The organism is Erwinia phyllosphaerae (assembly GCF_019132875.1).
Classification (GTDB): domain Bacteria; phylum Pseudomonadota; class Gammaproteobacteria; order Enterobacterales; family Enterobacteriaceae; genus Erwinia; species Erwinia phyllosphaerae.
Genome location: NZ_JAHSPF010000004.1, coordinates 362,416 through 379,124, shown reverse-complemented (window position 1 = coordinate 379,124; position 16,709 = coordinate 362,416). Strand labels below are relative to the sequence as shown.

At 53.6% G+C, this 16,709-nt stretch carries 13 protein-coding genes and 1 pseudogene; 7 read left to right on the top strand and 7 right to left on the bottom strand.

Features of this window, described 5'->3' with window-relative positions; all coding sequences use genetic code 11:
• Window positions 1–4: 4 nt before the first annotated feature.
• The 3 genes and pseudogenes from trpCF to KUE00_RS10000 form a co-directional block, all read right to left on the bottom strand.
• Entirely contained in the window at window positions 5–1,363 is a 1,359-nt protein-coding gene (trpCF, locus tag KUE00_RS10010) for a bifunctional indole-3-glycerol-phosphate synthase TrpC/phosphoribosylanthranilate isomerase TrpF (RefSeq protein WP_246759688.1), read from the bottom strand.
• A gap of 1 nt (window position 1,364) precedes the next feature.
• Window positions 1,365–2,955, bottom strand: a pseudogene (gene trpD / locus KUE00_RS10005) (bifunctional anthranilate synthase glutamate amidotransferase component TrpG/anthranilate phosphoribosyltransferase TrpD).
• Entirely contained in the window at window positions 2,955–4,517 is a 1,563-nt protein-coding gene (locus KUE00_RS10000) for an anthranilate synthase component 1 (RefSeq protein WP_246759686.1), read from the bottom strand. Before KUE00_RS10000 ends, trpD begins: the two are co-directional and overlap by 1 nt.
• Window positions 4,518–4,787: 270 nt before the next feature.
• Here KUE00_RS10000 and rnm point away from each other — a divergent pair, with 270 nt between their 5' ends.
• Together rnm and KUE00_RS09990 are read left to right on the top strand one after the other, a co-directional pair.
• Window positions 4,788–5,651 (top strand): RNase RNM, encoded by an 864-nt coding sequence (gene rnm / locus KUE00_RS09995; RefSeq protein ID WP_246759685.1) that lies wholly within the window; start codon window positions 4,788–4,790, stop codon window positions 5,649–5,651.
• A gap of 38 nt (window positions 5,652–5,689) precedes the next feature.
• Window positions 5,690–6,310, top strand: a complete 621-nt coding sequence (locus tag KUE00_RS09990; protein WP_246759684.1) for an L-threonylcarbamoyladenylate synthase — start codon at window positions 5,690–5,692, stop codon at window positions 6,308–6,310.
• Between the two features lie 164 nt (window positions 6,311–6,474).
• Here KUE00_RS09990 and KUE00_RS09985 read toward each other — a convergent pair whose 3' ends face one another.
• Complete coding sequence (locus KUE00_RS09985) at window positions 6,475–7,101, bottom strand: serine protease (RefSeq protein ID WP_246759758.1); 627 nt, start codon at window positions 7,099–7,101, stop codon at window positions 6,475–6,477.
• 855 nt (window positions 7,102–7,956) lie between these two features.
• Here KUE00_RS09985 and rluB point away from each other — a divergent pair.
• Entirely contained in the window at window positions 7,957–8,823 is an 867-nt protein-coding gene (gene rluB, locus KUE00_RS09980; protein ID WP_246759683.1) for a 23S rRNA pseudouridine(2605) synthase RluB, read from the top strand.
• Between the two features lie 151 nt (window positions 8,824–8,974).
• On the opposite strand, the gene cobO is transcribed toward rluB, so the two are convergent.
• Window positions 8,975–9,562, bottom strand: a complete 588-nt coding sequence (cobO, locus tag KUE00_RS09975) for a cob(I)yrinic acid a,c-diamide adenosyltransferase (RefSeq protein WP_246759682.1) — start codon at window positions 9,560–9,562, stop codon at window positions 8,975–8,977.
• The gene (locus tag KUE00_RS09970) at window positions 9,562–10,317 is read right to left on the bottom strand and encodes a YciK family oxidoreductase (protein ID WP_246759757.1); all 756 of its coding nucleotides are present in this window, start codon (window positions 10,315–10,317) and stop codon (window positions 9,562–9,564) included. Before KUE00_RS09970 ends, cobO begins: the two co-directional genes overlap by 1 nt.
• A 208-nt stretch (window positions 10,318–10,525) precedes the next feature.
• Here KUE00_RS09970 and sohB point away from each other — a divergent pair, with 208 nt between their 5' ends.
• Entirely contained in the window at window positions 10,526–11,575 is a 1,050-nt protein-coding gene (sohB, locus tag KUE00_RS09965) for a protease SohB (protein WP_246759681.1), read from the top strand.
• Between the two features lie 26 nt (window positions 11,576–11,601).
• Here sohB and KUE00_RS09960 read toward each other — a convergent pair whose 3' ends face one another.
• Window positions 11,602–11,847 carry a DUF2498 family protein gene (locus KUE00_RS09960; RefSeq protein WP_343215883.1) on the bottom strand — a complete coding sequence of 82 codons (246 nt, stop codon included), beginning with the start codon at window positions 11,845–11,847 and terminating at the stop codon, window positions 11,602–11,604.
• A 398-nt stretch (window positions 11,848–12,245) separates the two neighbouring features.
• Here KUE00_RS09960 and topA point away from each other — a divergent pair, with 398 nt between their 5' ends.
• The 3 genes from topA to KUE00_RS09945 all read left to right on the top strand — a co-directional run bounded on the left by topA (window position 12,246) and on the right by KUE00_RS09945 (window position 16,674).
• Entirely contained in the window at window positions 12,246–14,864 is a 2,619-nt protein-coding gene (topA, locus tag KUE00_RS09955; protein WP_246759680.1) for a type I DNA topoisomerase, read from the top strand.
• Between the two features lie 177 nt (window positions 14,865–15,041).
• Entirely contained in the window at window positions 15,042–16,016 is a 975-nt protein-coding gene (cysB, locus tag KUE00_RS09950) for an HTH-type transcriptional regulator CysB (RefSeq protein WP_246759678.1), read from the top strand.
• 499 nt (window positions 16,017–16,515) lie between these two features.
• Window positions 16,516–16,674, top strand: coding sequence for a YmiA family putative membrane protein (locus tag KUE00_RS09945; protein ID WP_246759676.1), 159 nt, complete (start codon window positions 16,516–16,518; stop codon window positions 16,672–16,674).
• Window positions 16,675–16,709 lie beyond the last annotated feature (35 nt).

Below are 16,709 nucleotides of genomic sequence, written 5' to 3'. Positions count from 1 at the left end.
CCGATCAGTAGGCTCTCAGCGTACGAAACACCGAGGCAATTTTTGACGCGTCTTTCAGGCCGGGTGCGCTTTCAACGCCAGAGTTAAAGTCCAGACCCGCACAGCCTAGCTGCGCGGCAGCCACGCAGTTGTCCGCGCCCAGTCCGCCGGCCAGCAGCACGTTATCCAGTTTTTGCCCGGTCAGCAGCGTCCAGTCGAACCGCGTGCCGCTGCCGCCGTTGCCGCTATCAAACACGTAGCGATCGATATGCGGCCAGTCGCGAGCGGGCAGCGCCTCTTTAATACTGAATGCTTTCCAGATTTTTACCGCTGCAGGCAGTTGGCTACGTAATTCAGCTACGTAATCGCGATCTTCATCACCGTGAAGCTGCACCGCAGCCAGCTTTAACGCGCGGCTGGTAGTGACAACGTCACCTATAGCGTTATTGCGGAAAACGCCGACGTAGTTAAGCGCCGCGCCAGCCATCACCGTTTTCGCCTGTTCAACGTCAATGTTACGCGGTGAACCTTCGGCAAAAATCAGGCCGCCGTAAACGGCACCTGCTTCCAGCGCGGCATGCGCATCTTCTGCACGCGTCAGGCCACACACTTTGTTTTCACCAATCACTACCCGGCGTACGGCTGAGGAAAGGTCATCTTCCGACATCAATGCCGAGCCGATTAAAAAACCGTTGGCAAAATGGCTCAGCTCGCGCACCTGCGCATAGCTGTTAATGCCGGATTCGCTGATGACCGTCACGCCATGGGCAACTTTTGGGGCCAGGCGGCGGGTGCGATCCAGATCGATAGAGAGGTCGCGTAAATCACGATTATTAATGCCTACCACCTTCGCGCCCAGTGCGGTAGCACGCTCCAGCTCCTCGTCACTGATCACTTCCGTCAGCACACCCATATTTAAACTGTGCGCTACCGCAGCGAGCTGGCGGTACTGTTCATCATCCAGCACGGAAAGCATCAGCAGAATAGCGTCGGCCTGATAATGGCGCGCCAGATAGATCTGGTAAGGATCGATAATAAAATCTTTGCACAGTACCGGCTGGGTAATAGCGGCGCTGACGATGGGCAGAAAGTCGAAGCTGCCCTGAAAATATTTCTCGTCAGTCAGCACCGAAACGGCCGAAGCATGATGCTTATAGATGCCAGCGATAGTGGCCGGATCGAAATCCTCGCGGATTAAGCCTTTTGAGGGGGACGCTTTTTTACACTCCAGAATAAACACGGTTCTGGCGCCGGCCAGCGCGTGGTAAAAACTGCGCGTGGAAGGCTCAATCTCGTTTTGAAAAGAAGCCAGCGGCTGCTGTTGCTGGCGCTGCGCCAGCCATACCGCTTTATCCTGCACGATTTTGCTCAGTACGGTTTCCATATTATCCTCTTGCTGCCAGCGCGACGACGCGCTCAAAAGCCTGGCCACTGCGGATGGCGCGCAGCGCCTGTTGCGCGTTTTCCCGTAAATCTTCCTGGCCGAATATTTTCAACAGCAGCGCGACGTTAACGGCCACGGCCTCTTCATGCGCCTGCTCGCCTTTACCCTGGAGCAATCGCGTCAGAATGTCACGGTTTTCTTCCGGCGTACCGCCTGCCAGCGCTTCCTGCGGATGAAAGCTCAGGCCAAAATCTTCCGGCGTCAGCTGATAGCTGGTAATTTCGCCGTCACGCAGTTCCGCCACGTGCGTAGCGCTGTGTAACGCTACCTCATCCATACCGCCACCGTGCACAACAGCCGCGCGCTGATAGCCCAGCACCTTCAGCGTGTGGGCAATGGGCAGCACCAGCTCCGGGCTGTAAACGCCAATCACTGCCAGCGGCGGACGTGCAGGGTTAATCAGCGGGCCAAGCACGTTAAACAGGGTACGGGTTTTAAGCTGCTGGCGTACCGGCATCGCATGGCGAAAACCGGTGTGATACTGTGGCGCAAACAGGAAACAGACGTTCAGCTCGTCCAGCGCCTGGCGCGCCTGCTGTGCAGGCATATCCAGATTAATACCAAAAGCCGCCAGCAGATCGGAAGAGCCGGACTTGCTGGAGACGCTGCGGTTACCGTGTTTGGCTACTTTCAACCCGCAGGCGGCCGCAACAAAGGCGCTGGCGGTAGAAATATTAATGCTGTTGCTGCCGTCCCCGCCGGTGCCGACGATATCGGCAAAGGCGTAGTCCGGACGCGGAAAAGGTTTGGCGTCTTCCAGCAGCGCCGTAGCGGCTCCGGCAATCTCTTCCGGATGTTCACCACGGATCTTCATCGCAATCAGCGCGGCCGCGAGCTGGGTCGGCTCAAGCTTGCCGGTGACGATAGCGGAAAAGAGCTGGTGGCTTTCCGCACGGGTCAGGATTTGCGCCTGGTACAGTTTTTCCAGAATAGCGTTCATCTTTTTCTCCTTATTTTGCCAGCGCCCAGGCAAGCGTCTGTTCCAGCAGACGTGCGCCCTGAGTAGTCAGAATCGATTCCGGGTGAAACTGGAAGCCGCAGACGCGGTCGGCGTCGTGGCGAACGGCCATCACCATGCCGTTAAAAGTAGCGTTAACCGTCAGCCCGTCCGGCACGTTACTGCCAACCAGAGAGTGATAGCGCGCGACCGGCAGCGGATTGCTCAGTCCGGCAAACATCCCCTGGTCATCATGGGTAACGGCAGAAGCCTTACCGTGCAGGATTTCGCCAGCCTGACCGACATGACCCCCGTAGGCTTCCACAATCGCCTGATGACCCAGGCAAATGCCAACAATGGGCAGCTCACCGCGCAGGCGTGCTAACAGTTCAGGCATGCAGCCTGCGTCAGCCGGTGCGCCAGGGCCGGGAGACAGCAGCAAAACCGGATTTTCCATCTGTTGCAGACGCGCAATCAGCGTATCGGCGGGCACGTTATTACGATAAATAACCACGTTATGGCCGAAAGCGCGCAGCTGGTCGACGAGGTTATAGGTAAAGGAATCAATATTGTCGAGCAGCAGAATGTCAGCCATCAGAAAATCTCCTTGCAGTGGTGCGCGGTGGCAATGGCGCGCAGAACCGCGCGGGCTTTGTTACGGCTTTCATCGGCTTCCGCCTGCGGATTTGAGTCCAGCACCACGCCTGCGCCAGCCTGAACGGTAGCGACGCCGTCTTCAACATAGGCTGAACGAATCACGATGCAGGTATCCAGATCGCCGCTGGCGGTAAAGTAGCCTACCGCGCCGCCGTAGCTGCCGCGCCGCGTGCCTTCGGCTTCAGCAATCAGGCGCATAGCGCGAACCTTCGGCGCGCCGCTCAACGTGCCCATATTCATGCAGGCGCGATAGGCGTGCAGCACATCAAGATCCGCCCGCAGCTTGCCCACCACGCGGGAAACCAGATGCATCACAAAAGAGTAACGGTCAACTTTGGTTAAATCGGCAACATAGCGGCTACCCGGCTCGCAGATGCGCGCCAGATCGTTGCGCGCAAGGTCGACCAGCATCAGATGCTCGGCCAGCTCTTTGTGATCGGTACGCATCTCCAGCTCAATGCGGCTGTCGAGGTCGCGATCCAGCGAGCCATCGGCGTGACGACCGCGCGGGCGAGTTCCGGCAATCGGATAAATTTCAATCTGGCGGTCAAGGGCAGAGTATTTCAGCGAGCTTTCCGGTGAAGCGCCGAACAGGCTGAAATCTTGATCCTGCATAAAGAACATATAAGGGCTTGGGTTGCTGTTTTTCAGCGTCTCATAAGCGGCCAGCGGCGACGGACACGGCAGTGAAAAACGGCGTGAAGGCACTACCTGGAAAATTTCGCCAATGCGGATCGCCTCCTGCATTTTACGCACGACCGCGCAATATTCTTCATCGCTCTGGCTGACATTCAGGGCCATCTTTTCTACCGCCTGCACCGGCAGTGCAGGGGCAGGTTGCAGCATCTGCGCGTGTAGTTGTTCTATCCGACGCTGCAGGCGCAAAAACTCGCCGGGCGCGGAGGTAAACAGGCTGGCCTGAAGACGCGCGCTCTGGCTCTGATGATCGATAACCAGCAGCGTTTCTGCCAGGTAGAAGCAGTAGTCGGGACAGCGCTGTTCGTTATCCAGCTGCGGCAAATCTTCAAAGCCTGCCACCAGGTCATAGGCGAATAAGCCGCCAAGCAGCATAGCTTCGCGCTCTTCTGCCGGGCTTTTTAACAGGTGCGGGATCAGGCGCAGCGCGTCAAAAACCGACAGCGATTTCAGGCGAGAATCCTCATCCTGAACCTCGCTGTTTGAGATGAAGCGCAGCTCGCGGCCGTCGGGGCGAACCGTATTAATGACCGAAGGAGGCAGAGCGGCATCAAGTAATGGCAGCAGCGCACGACCGTTTTCCGACAGCGCCTGTAAGGTGACGGTATCGCCGAGTGCGGTAATCCGCAGCGCGCTGTCAATAATCAGCAGGCTTTTTAGATTGCGCTTGCTGTCGATATCGGCAGATTCAAGCAGCAGCGTAGCGGGACGCGCGCCGCAAAGCTGATGAAAAACCGCGGCCGGATCTTCACGGTAGGGCGCGCTACCGGTAATTAACTTCACTGTAGAATTGGCATGATGCATAAGGTTAATCTCTGAAATTGGCTAAAAAAAAGGCCCGCTTGCGGCGGGCCTGGGTAGCTGTACAACGACGTGCACGACTCCTTCGCCCGATCAGGGAGAAGTATGCCACCAGCCGTTCGTTGCTTTTGTCATTTTCATTATGTCGCTACCTTTGCCTGTGAACTTGCGTACTAGTTAACTGGTTCAGCAGGAAAAAGTCAATACTCTTTTTCTCTCCGTCGGGATTACGGGTATCATTGCAGAAAATTTTCCGCGCTTTACGGAGTCGTTTTGTCCTTAACCCCGCTTAATCCCTGGCCCATCTACGATTTACACAGCCATACGCGTGCCTCTGATGGCCTGCTCACACCTGAAGAGCTGGTGTTACGTGCGGTCGAGCAGCGCGTTGGCGTGCTGGCTATTACCGATCACGATTCGGTCGACGGCGTTCAGCCCGCGCGTGACGCCATTGTCAGGCATCAGCTACCTTTACGGCTTATCGCTGGCGTGGAGGTTTCTTCCCTGTGGGAAAACCATGAAATTCATATTGTCGGGCTTGGCGTCGACTGCCAGCATCCTGTTTTGACGCAGTTTCTTCAGGGGCAGAGCGATCGCCGGCTGGCGCGTGCGCAACTGATAGCGGAACGTCTGGAAAAAGCGCACATTCCCGGCGCGCTGGAAGGCGCACTGGCGTTAGCGGACGGTGGCGCAATCACCCGTGGCCATTTCGCTCGCTATCTGATAGCGCAGGGAAAAGCCGATAATATGGCGCAGGTGTTTAAAAATTACCTGGCGCGCGGTAAAACCGGCTACGCGCCGCCACAGTGGTGTACAATCAAACAAGCCATTGATGCTATTCATCATTCTGGTGGACGTGCCGTACTGGCCCATCCGGGCCGCTACGGGCTTTCCGCCAAGTGGCTAAAGCGCCTTATCGCTCATTTTAAAGAAGAGGGCGGTGATGCGATGGAAGTGGCGCAGTGCCAGCAGCCGCCCAATGAGCGTACGCAGCTGGCGCGTTATGCGCAGGATTACCAGCTGGCCGCGTCGCAAGGATCGGATTTTCATCAACCTTGTCCGTGGATCGAGCTGGGAAAAAAATTGTGGCTTCCGGCTGGCGTAGAAGCAGTCTGGCTACGCTTCCCTGAAATTTAAATCCGTTCGCCCGTTGCGCGACGGAGATGAGGTTAACAATGAGTCAGTTTTTTTATATACACCCGGAAAATCCGCAGCCGCGCCTGATCAAGCAGGCCGTTGAGCTTTTAAATAAAGGCGCGGTGATCGTTTATCCTACCGATTCCGGCTATGCGCTGGGCTGTAAGCTGGAAGATAAAAGCGCGATGGAGCGTATCTGTCGCATTCGCCAGCTGGACGGTAATCACAATTTCACGCTGGTTTGCCGCGATCTGTCTGAGCTTTCCACTTACGCTCACGTCGATAATACGGCTTTTCGGCTGATGAAAAATAATACGCCGGGCAACTACACGTTTATTCTGAAGGCGACCAAAGAAGTGCCGCGTCGTCTGATGAACGACAAGCGTAAAACTATCGGGCTGCGCGTGCCGTCTAATCCTGTCGCGCTGGCGCTGCTGGAGGCGTTAAACGAGCCTTTAATGTCGACGTCGCTGATGCTGCCGGGCAACGATTTCACCGAATCCGATCCGGAAGCGATTCAGGATGAAATTGGCAAACAGGTGGATTTAATTATTCATGGTGGCTATCTGGGGCAGCAGCCGACAACGGTTATTGATCTTACCGAAAATACTCCGGAAGTGGTACGCGAAGGCGTAGGCGATATTAAACCTTTCCTTTAACAGGCTGGTGGCTCGCCGTGGTGACAGGCGAGCCTTTCCCAAACCAGGCATTCCTTTTCTCCTTCCCTGATTTAAAACTAAGACAATATTAAGTTTACCTTAAGGTAATACCCCTGATGCTGTCTTTATTTACTTTCAAAAGTTCACTAGCAGAAAAATTTGCTTTAAGAAGTGGTTTTTTGTAGCCAGTCCTTAAAATCTTCGTAAGGAATATAAAGCGAAACGTCTTTTAAAGGCACGTTGCTGGCTTTATGACGCTTAATTTCATTAGTGAAGCCGACAATAACGCCACCGATAGTGTCGTCGCTGTTATAAACCGCGCCGCCCGACATACCTTTTACTACGCCCGCATTGGAAGCCATTGCCACGCAGGGACGTTTATTCCACTCGTTACGAATGCCGGTCAGGGCCAGATTGACACCGGAAGATTCCACCGGCATTGCGGTAATAAAGCTATAGCCATACATTTTTACCGACTCGCCAATATCGCCCTCGCGGAATTTCGGCAGGGTCTTCATGTCGTTTTTGTGGTAAATGATCGCCAGATCGCAGTAAGGATGATAGGCCTTAACGCGCTGGACGGAGAGCTTCGCCACGTGGGCAGCGGTCAGGCTGTACTCAGGCGTAATCGGAATGCTGGTGCCGAGCGAACCTACACCCAGAATGGTAGGAATGCCGGTAAAATTCATGTCCACACGCTTCAGCGCTTCTTTGCTGTACTCATATTTACCGACAGAGCAGCCGGTGAGCGTCAGCAATGCCAACGCCGCTAAGGGAATTATTTTTTTCATCATCGTTACACTTTGTCGGACACGTCGGAAAATCCCTGGTGAAGATTAATGACGTGTAAGGCCGATGCTGACCGAAATCAGCGGTATAAAGGGAGCTGCGCCCCCCGTTTTTTAAAACCAATTTCTATTTAAAATTTATTTGTGACTTAACTAAAATTTATTATGACTGGTAACCAGTTCATTAATGTGGCTCTTTATGGCCTGAGTGAATTCTACACAAACTTATTAGCCGAGCAAACAAATTAAGCAGCGAAAATAATAATAACCCGAATAGTCAGGAATTAACTCAATCTGCAATATATATCGCCTGCTTATTTTGGGAGTGATGTACTGACGCTTTTATTAATTTGCATTAAGTCAGCCTGATTGACTGCCTTGCAGGAAAAAGCTGGTTTTAACATCTATAAAACATTTTGCTTAACTGATTCAGCCTCTGTTTTTGTATTAATTTGCGTTTGTTTTCAGCTAAAACCAGTAATGGCGCAGTATCGGCAATTAAAAGGCTAACTTTAATTTATAAAATATTAGCGCGATAATGATTAACAATTAAATAACAATGAGCTTTTGTTGCGCGGTTGCGGACGTCGTTAAATTGGCTTAGGGCAGGCGATTTGTTAAGAATAAGGAATGAGTAAACGATAAGATTATCTGTCGGGTTGGCCGCTAACCTGTGTCGCGGACAGCGCGTGACGCTTTTCCCATGCAAACGACCCGGTAGCGTTATCAATAGCAGATAACTTAGTGTAGAATGCGCTTCCCCTGAAACAGGGGCGAGCAAGCCACCGCGCATTCGCCTCTCAAGTCACGGGCCAATTCACTTAATGACGCCTGGGAAGGCGACACAGAGGCAGCGCCATGAGCGAAAAATTACAGAAAGTCTTAGCGCGCGCCGGGCACGGTTCCCGCCGCGAGATTGAAACCATGATTTCTGCCGGACGCGTCAGCGTGGACGGCAAAATAGCCACGCTGGGCGACCGCGTAGAGCCGAGTAAAGCACTAAAAATCCGTATCGACGGCCATCTGGTCTCCGTCGCAGAATCCACCAGTGAAATCTGTCGCGTACTGGCTTATTACAAGCCGGAAGGCGAGCTGTGCACCCGTAACGATCCGGAAGGCCGTCCTACCGTATTTGACCGTTTGCCAAAGCTGCGCGGCGCGCGCTGGATTGCCGTAGGCCGTCTGGACGTGAATACCTGTGGCCTGCTGCTGTTTACTACCGATGGCGAGCTGGCTAACCGTCTGATGCACCCAAGCCGTGAAGTAGAAAGGGAATATGCCGTTCGCGTCTTCGGTCAGGTGGATGATGACAAGCTTAAACAGCTAAGCCGAGGCGTACAGCTGGAAGATGGCCCTGCATCGTTTAAAACGCTGAAGTTTACCGGCGGTGAAGGCATTAACCAGTGGTACAGCGTAACGCTGACCGAAGGGCGCAATCGTGAAGTCCGTCGTCTGTGGGAATCCGTAGGCGTGCAGGTCAGCCGTCTGATCCGTACACGTTACGGCGACATTACCTTACCAAAAGGTTTACCGCGCGGGGGCTGGACTGAACTGGAGCTGCCGCCAACCAACTATTTACGTGAGCTGGTCGGCCTGCCGCCAGAAACCACCAGTAAAGTTGCGGTAGAAAAAGATCGTCGTCGTACCAAGGCTAACCAGATCCGCCGCGCGGTTAAACGCCATACGCAGGTCAGCGGTAATCGCCGCCCGGCCAGCAAGCGTTAACCGACGCAATCGGGTGCCAAAACGGCCCACTTATCCGGTTGGCCTCCGCTGCCAGCAGGCCAGGGTGGTGCTGTATAAAATGCCGGAACGCACGGGCTGTAGGTCTGGCAACCATCTGAAGGCGAAGTGATTCGCCTTTTTTTATCTCTTGTTACCAGTCAATTCCCTGTTGCGCCTGTATACCTGCATCAAACGCATGCTTTACCGGCCGCATTTCAGTCACGGTATCCGCCAGCGCCAGCAGATCGCGGTGACAGCCGCGCCCGGTAATAATGACGCTTTGCTGCGCCGGGCGATTACGTAGCGCTGCGATCGCTTCTTCCAGCGGCAGATAATCAAAACTCACCATATAGGTCAGCTCGTCCAGCACCACGAGATCCAGCGAAGCATCCTGCAACATCCGCTTAGCATGCTCCCAGACCGCCAGGCAGGCTGCCGTATCCGTTTCCCTGTTTTGCGTGTCCCAGGTAAACCCTGTCGCCATCACCTGAAATTCCACGCCGTGCGGCTCCAGTAAATTGCGCTCGCCGTTAGGCCAGTCGCCTTTAATAAACTGGATAACGCCTGCGCGTTTCTGGTGACCGACCGCGCGTGCAGCGGTACCGAAGGCAGCGGTGGTTTTTCCTTTACCGTTGCCGGTAAAAACCATCAGGATGCCGCGCGTTTCGGTAGCCGCCGCAATACGCGCATCAACTTTTTCTTTCAGCTTTTGCTGGCGCTGCTGGTGGCGGTCATCCATTACTCTGCCGCTCCCGGTTTACGCCCCGGCTGCGCGTCAAAGCTTTGCCCTGACTGCTGGCAATCTTCGCCCATCACATAAAGATAGGTTGGCATAATATCCGCTGGCGTTTTCAGCTTGTCGGCGTTTTCCTCTGGAAAAGCGCTGGCGCGCATTTTCGTGCGAGTGCCGCCAGGATTGATACAGTTAACGCGTAACTGACCGCGATACTCTTCGGCCAGCACCTGCATCATACCTTCGGTAGCAAATTTAGAGACGGAATAGGCACCCCAGCCTGCGCGCCCCTGGCGGCCCACGCTGGAAGAGGTAAAGACCAGTGCGCCATGAGCAGACTTCAGCAGCAGCGGCAGCAGAGCCTGGGTCAGGAAAAAGGTGGCGTCGACGTTTACGCGCATGACCTGCTGCCAGACCACAGGATCCTGCTGCGTCATTGGTACTACATCACCTAACAGGCCTGCGTTATGTAACACGCCGTCCAGCCGGGGAACATGACGGGCAATCTCTTGCGCCAGCTGCTGGCACTCCTGCGGCGTTGCGCTGTCTAAATCCAGCAAAAATGAGAGAGGAGCAGGTTTACCCGTTGCAGCAATCTCGTCGGCAACGGCGCTGATTTTCTGCTGGTTGCGCCCCAACAGGATAACCTGCGCGCCAAAACGGGCATAGGTCAACGCGGCTTCGCGGCCAATACCGTCGCTGGCACCGGTAATAAGAATAATATGGTCGGTCAGCAGATTGTTGTCAGGTTGATAATCCATAATTGCGCCTTTGAAAAGAGAGGTAACGACAAGGGCGACAGGGTAACGCTGCTCATCCGCCGACCGCAACAGATAACGGCCTTTCTCTGAACGGTTATGCGTAATGTTACGCAAAATCCACCTGAGGCGGCGGGAATCTGAGGACGCAACCTGATGACTCGGCTACACTAGCAGCTTTCCTAATTGGATGTTAAATAAGGTGGAATGAGTGGAACTACTCTCTTACTACGGGCTTTTTCTGGCTAAAACAGTCACGGTAGTTATCGCTATCGCGGCCATTGCGATTCTGATAACCCACCTGACCATGCGCAAACGCACCCAAAGCGGGCAGCTCAAGCTGACCCGCCTGGATAAAGAGTATCAGCATATAAAGGATGAAATGCGGCTGGCCAGTATGCCTCCGCAGGAGCAGAAACGCTGGCATAAAGAGCAGAAGAAGAAAGAAAAACTGGAGGCAAAAACGGCAAAAAGCCAGGCCAAACAGGGGATTAAACCGGCCGAAGGCAAGCCCGTGCTCTACGTGCTGGACTTCAAAGGCAGCATGGACGCACACGAAGTCTCCTCACTGCGTGAAGAAGTGTCTGCGGTTATGGCGGTAGCAAAACCTCAGGATGAAGTGCTGCTGCGTCTGGAAAGCCCCGGCGGCGTGGTGCACGGCTACGGCCTGGCTTCATCACAGCTGCAGCGCCTGCGCGATAAAAACATTCGCCTGACCGTGGCCGTTGATAAAGTAGCGGCCAGCGGTGGCTATATGATGGCCTGCGTGGCGGACCATATTGTAGCCGCGCCGTTTTCTATTATTGGATCCATCGGCGTTGTCGCGCAGATCCCTAACTTCAACCGCCTGCTAAAGCGCAACGAAATTGACGTTGAGCTGCATACGGCCGGGGAATATAAGCGCACGCTGACGCTGTTTGGTGAAAATACGGAGCAGGGACGTGAAAAGTTTCGTGAAGATCTTAACGAAACGCATCAGCTGTTTAAAGAGTTCGTGCACCAGATGCGTCCGACCCTGGATATCGACAGCGTGGCGACAGGCGAGCACTGGTTCGGCACTCAGGCCCTGGAAAAAGGGCTGGTGGATGCTATCGGCACCAGCGACGATTTAATCATCGACCAGATGAACCAGCGTGAGGTTGTTGCCGTTCACTACGTGAAGCGCAAAAAAATGATGGATCGCTTTACGCAGAGCGCCAGCACCAGCGTCGAACGCCTGCTGCTGCGTCTCTGGCAGCGCGGCGAAAAACCGCTGCTGTAAGGTTGAGCACGCCCGCCTGGCGGGCGTTATTCCAGATGGTAAAGCGGCGACAGCTCGGTGGCCAAAAATTTAAAAACGTTAAACACCACCGTGCTTTTTTTGCCCGGTAATCCCTGATCATCAAGAAAATAGTCGCCGCGAAACACCAGCACGTCGCCTTTTTGCTCAACATCGGTGGCGACAAGTCCCGGGAAAAAATCCTCGTGACTGCCGATCATCTCGTTCGCTTTCTGTAACAGACTGGTTTTATCAATAGCCTGAGTAGATTTCACAGAATTCTCTCCTTTATAGATGCGATTACCGGGCAGTATATTACGCTGCGTCGTAACAAAATCTCAATGCTCCGGGCAGCTACCTTCACCAGCTCTTTTTAACGTCCGGCTGGCGTAAAACGGTTGCGGGTGCTAATTAAGTTGCGTATCAGATTTTATCAGGTAGAGTGTGGGCGTTTCGGGTTCCGGGCGTAAAACAGACTTTACGCTCTGTTAGAGATTCGCTTAACAGGTTGTAAAAGGTGTCTTTAATCAGTGGGTTGATGCCCTGGTAAGGACGCGTTAACAGGGAAAGTGCCGGGGTGCTGCCGTCGGCCGTAATCGTTTTAACGCGCTGGATGGCCCACAGGCTTTCGGCACAATTTACTCTCGGATGTTTCAATCAGGTAAAGGTAAATATGGGTAAAGCTCTCGTAATAGTTGAGTCCCCGGCAAAAGCCAAAACAATCAATAAATATCTTGGAAATGACTACGTGGTGAAGTCCAGCGTCGGTCATATTCGGGATTTGCCGACCAGTGGATCAACGGTTAAAAAGAGCGCTGACTCTACAACCAGTAAAGCTAAAAAAGTGAAAAAGGACGAAAAGGCGGCGTTGGTTAGCCGTATGGGCGTCGATCCTTTTCACGGTTGGGAAGCGAACTATCAGATCCTTCCTGGCAAAGAGAAAGTGGTTTCCGAGCTAAAAGCGCTGGCGCAGAACGCCGACCATATCTATCTCGCAACCGACCTTGACCGCGAAGGGGAAGCCATTGCCTGGCACCTGCGGGAAGTGATCGGCGGTGATGATTCGCGCTTCAGCCGCGTGGTGTTTAACGAAATCACCAAAAATGCGATTCGTCAGGCTTTTGACAAGCCGGGCGAACTGAATATCGACAGGGTAAACGCCCAGCAGGCCCGCCGGTTTATGGACCGCGTAGTGGGCTATATGGTTTCGCCGCTGCTGTGGAAGAAAATTGCGCGCGGCTTATCCGCCGGGCGCGTTCAGTCGGTCGCCGTGCGCCTTGTCGTTGAGCGCGAGCGCGAGATCAAGGCTTTCGTTCCGGAAGAGTACTGGGAGCTGCATGCCGATCTGAACACGCCGGAAGGAACGCTGCTGCCGATGGAAGTTACCCATCAGCACGATAAGCCTTTCCGCCCCGTTAACGGCGAGCAAACTCAGGCTGCTGTAAGCCTGCTGGAAAAGGCGCGCTATCAGGTTACCGATCGCGAAGACAAGCCAACCAGCAGCAAGCCTGGCGCACCTTTTATCACCTCCACGCTGCAGCAGGCGGCCAGTACCCGTCTGGGCTACGGCGTGAAAAAAACCATGATGATGGCGCAGCGCCTGTACGAAGCCGGCCACATTACCTATATGCGTACCGACTCCACTAACCTGAGTCAGGACGCGGTCAGCATGGTGCGCGGCTTTATTGAAAATGAGTTCGGCGAAAAGTATCTGCCAAAAGCGGCCAATACCTACGCCAGCAAAGATAATTCGCAGGAAGCGCACGAGGCAATCCGTCCTTCTGACGTTGCCGTACAGGCGGAACAGCTGAAGGATATGGAAGCCGACGCGCAAAAACTTTATCAGCTGATCTGGCGTCAGTTTGTGGCCTGTCAGATGGTACCGGCGCAGTACGACTCCACTACGCTGACCGTGACCGCCGGTGAGTTTAAACTTAAAGCGAAAGGCCGTACGCTGCGCTTTGACGGCTGGACTCGCGTGATGCCTGCGCTGCGTAAAGGTGATGAAGACCGCACGCTGCCGCCGGTAGAAGTAGGTAAAGACCTGGCGCTGCAACAGCTGAAACCAAGCCAGCACTTTACCAAGCCACCTGCGCGCTTCAGTGAAGCTTCGCTGGTTCGCGAGCTGGAAAAACGCGGTATCGGGCGTCCTTCTACCTATGCTTCGATTATCTCCACCATTCAGGATCGTGGCTACGTGCGTGTCGAAAGCCGCCGTTTCTACGCGGAAAAAATGGGTGAGATCGTTACCGACAGGCTGGAAGAAAACTTCCGTGAGCTGATGAACTATGACTTCACGGCGCACATGGAAAACAGCCTCGATCAGGTCGCTAACAACGAAGCGCAGTGGAAAGGCGTGCTGGATAAATTCTTTGCCGACTTCAGCCAGCAGCTGGAGAAAGCGGATAAGGATCCGGAAGAGGGCGGCATGCTGCCAAACCAGATGGTGCTGACCTCAATCGACTGTCCAACCTGCGGTCGAAAAATGGGGATCCGCACGGCCAGCACCGGCGTTTTCCTGGGCTGTTCCGGCTATGCACTACCGCCAAAAGAGCGCTGCAAGCAGACCATCAACCTGATCCCTGAGAATGAAGTTTTAAACATTCTTGAGGGTGAAGATGCAGAAACCAACGCGCTGCGCGCGCGCCGCCGCTGTGCCAAATGCGGTACGGCAATGGATAGCTATCTGATCGATAACCAGCGCAAGCTGCACGTCTGCGGCAATAATCCAGGCTGCGACGGTTATGAAATCGAGCAGGGCGAATTCCGCATCAAAGGCTATGATGGCCCGATTGTGGAGTGCGAAAAGTGTGGTTCTGAAATGCACCTGAAGATGGGGCGTTTCGGCAAATATATGGCCTGTACCAACGACGAGTGTAAAAACACCCGTAAGATCTTGCGCAACGGCGACGTCGCGCCGCCGAAAGAAGATCCGGTGCCGTTACCCGAGCTGACTTGCGAAAAATCAGACGCTTACTTTGTTCTGCGCGACGGCGCGGCTGGCGTTTTTCTGGCGGCCAACACCTTCCCGAAATCAAGGGAAACGCGTGCGCCGCTGGTAGAAGAGCTACAGCGTTTCCGCGATCGTCTGCCAGAGAAACTGCGTTATCTGGCCGATGCGCCTGTTGCGGATGAGGAAGGCAATAAGTCGGTCGTCCGCTTTAGCCGTAAAACAAAGCAGCAGTACGTCAGTACAGAAAAAGAAGGTAAAGCCACGGGCTGGTCGGCGTTTTATGTTGACGGCAAATGGGAAGTTACCGAAAAAGCCGCTGCTAAAGCCGCGAAAAAATAAGCTCCCGGGCCAGCGTTCTGCTGGCCCATTTTTTTCCTTCCGCATATACATTCCGCCCAGCTTTGGTATGATTGTTATAGATATACCTTTTCTTATTATAAAATCGCATTAGGCCGGGGTGCTGCGTTTTTGCGCGCGCAGATCGTCGGCGCGTGGCGCCAAACGGACGGAACAAAAATGAAATTGCAGCAGCTGCGTTATATCGTTGAAGTGGTGAACCACAATCTGAACGTTTCATCCACGGCGGAGGGGCTTTACACTTCCCAGCCCGGCATCAGTAAACAGGTTCGCATGCTGGAGGATGAGCTGGGCATCCAGATTTTCGCACGCAGCGGCAAGCATCTTACGCAGGTTACGCCAGCGGGCCAGGAAATCATTCGCATTGCCCGTGAAGTCCTGTCAAAAGTTGAAGCGATTAAATCGGTGGCTGGCGAGCATACCTGGCCGGATAAAGGCTCGCTTTATGTCGCCACTACCCACACCCAGGCCCGCTATGCTTTGCCAAACGTGATCAAAGGCTTTATCGAGCGCTATCCGCGCGTCTCGCTGCACATGCACCAGGGATCGCCTACGCAAATTGCAGAAGCGGTGTCTAAAGGGAACGCCGATTTTGCCATCGCAACTGAGGCGCTGCACCTTTACGATGATCTGATTATGCTGCCTTGTTACCACTGGAACCGCGCTATCGTCGTGACGCCAGACCATCCGCTGGCGGGCAAAGAGAAAGTCTCTATTGAAGAGCTGGCAGAGTATCCTCTGGTTACCTACACCTTTGGCTTTACCGGGCGTTCAGAACTGGATACCGCTTTTAATCGCGCAGGCCTTTCACCGCGCATTGTCTTTACGGCTACTGACGCTGACGTCATTAAAACCTACGTTCGCTTAGGGCTGGGTGTAGGCGTGATTGCCAGCATGGCGGTCGACCCGGTTTCCGACCCTGATCTGGTCAGAATCGAAGCTACTGACGTCTTTACCTACAGCACCACTAAAATCGGCTTTCGCCGCAGCACCTTTTTGCGCAGCTATATGTATGACTTTATCCAACGTTTTGCGCCGCACCTTACTCGCGATGTGGTTGATACGGCAGTAGGCCTGCGCTCGAACGAAGATATAGAAGCAATGTTTAAAGATATTAAGTTACCAGCCAAATAATTCCCCGCCTTACCATCGTCAGTTCAGGGCTGCAAGCCGGCCCTGCTAAAAAGATTGGTCCTGCCTGTTGTTGCGATTGATAAAATCTTTTTATTCTTTTTCGTAAATGAAGCATTCATCACATGTTTTTCCATTGTTATTCATTAAATGCGAAACAGTACACATTTTTTAGCGGGCAACTTTGCACGCGCCTAAGAAGATTCCCATACTCTGATTTAACAAAGCGCGATACGGCGCGGTTTAACGGGAGGAATCCAATAAATGCTGATTTATCAATGGTGCGGAAAAGGTGTTATTAACGGCCAGTTTGGCTTAAGTAATCATTCGTCATCCAGATTTTAGTTAAGGCCGATTACCTGGTTTCTTAAACTTTAATGAATACTATTAATCGTTCTGCGTAATAAAAATGTCTGGATTTCGCGCCATAAAATGTTTAGGATTCCTCCTAATTTCTGATTGCTCAAAACAATCGTTTCAATGAGAGTGATTATCAAAAACTATGGCTAGCAGAATAACGGTAGAAACTGACTTCGGTCACAAAGCTCTGAAGGTTCGGCGGAACAGCAATCTGAGACGCAAGGCCTGGTTAGCGGTATTCGCGGTATCAGTACTGTTTTGGGGAGCGGCTGCATCACTGATTTGGCATATATGGGGGTAACGATGTACCTGCAGTATTTGAATCAAAAGACACAG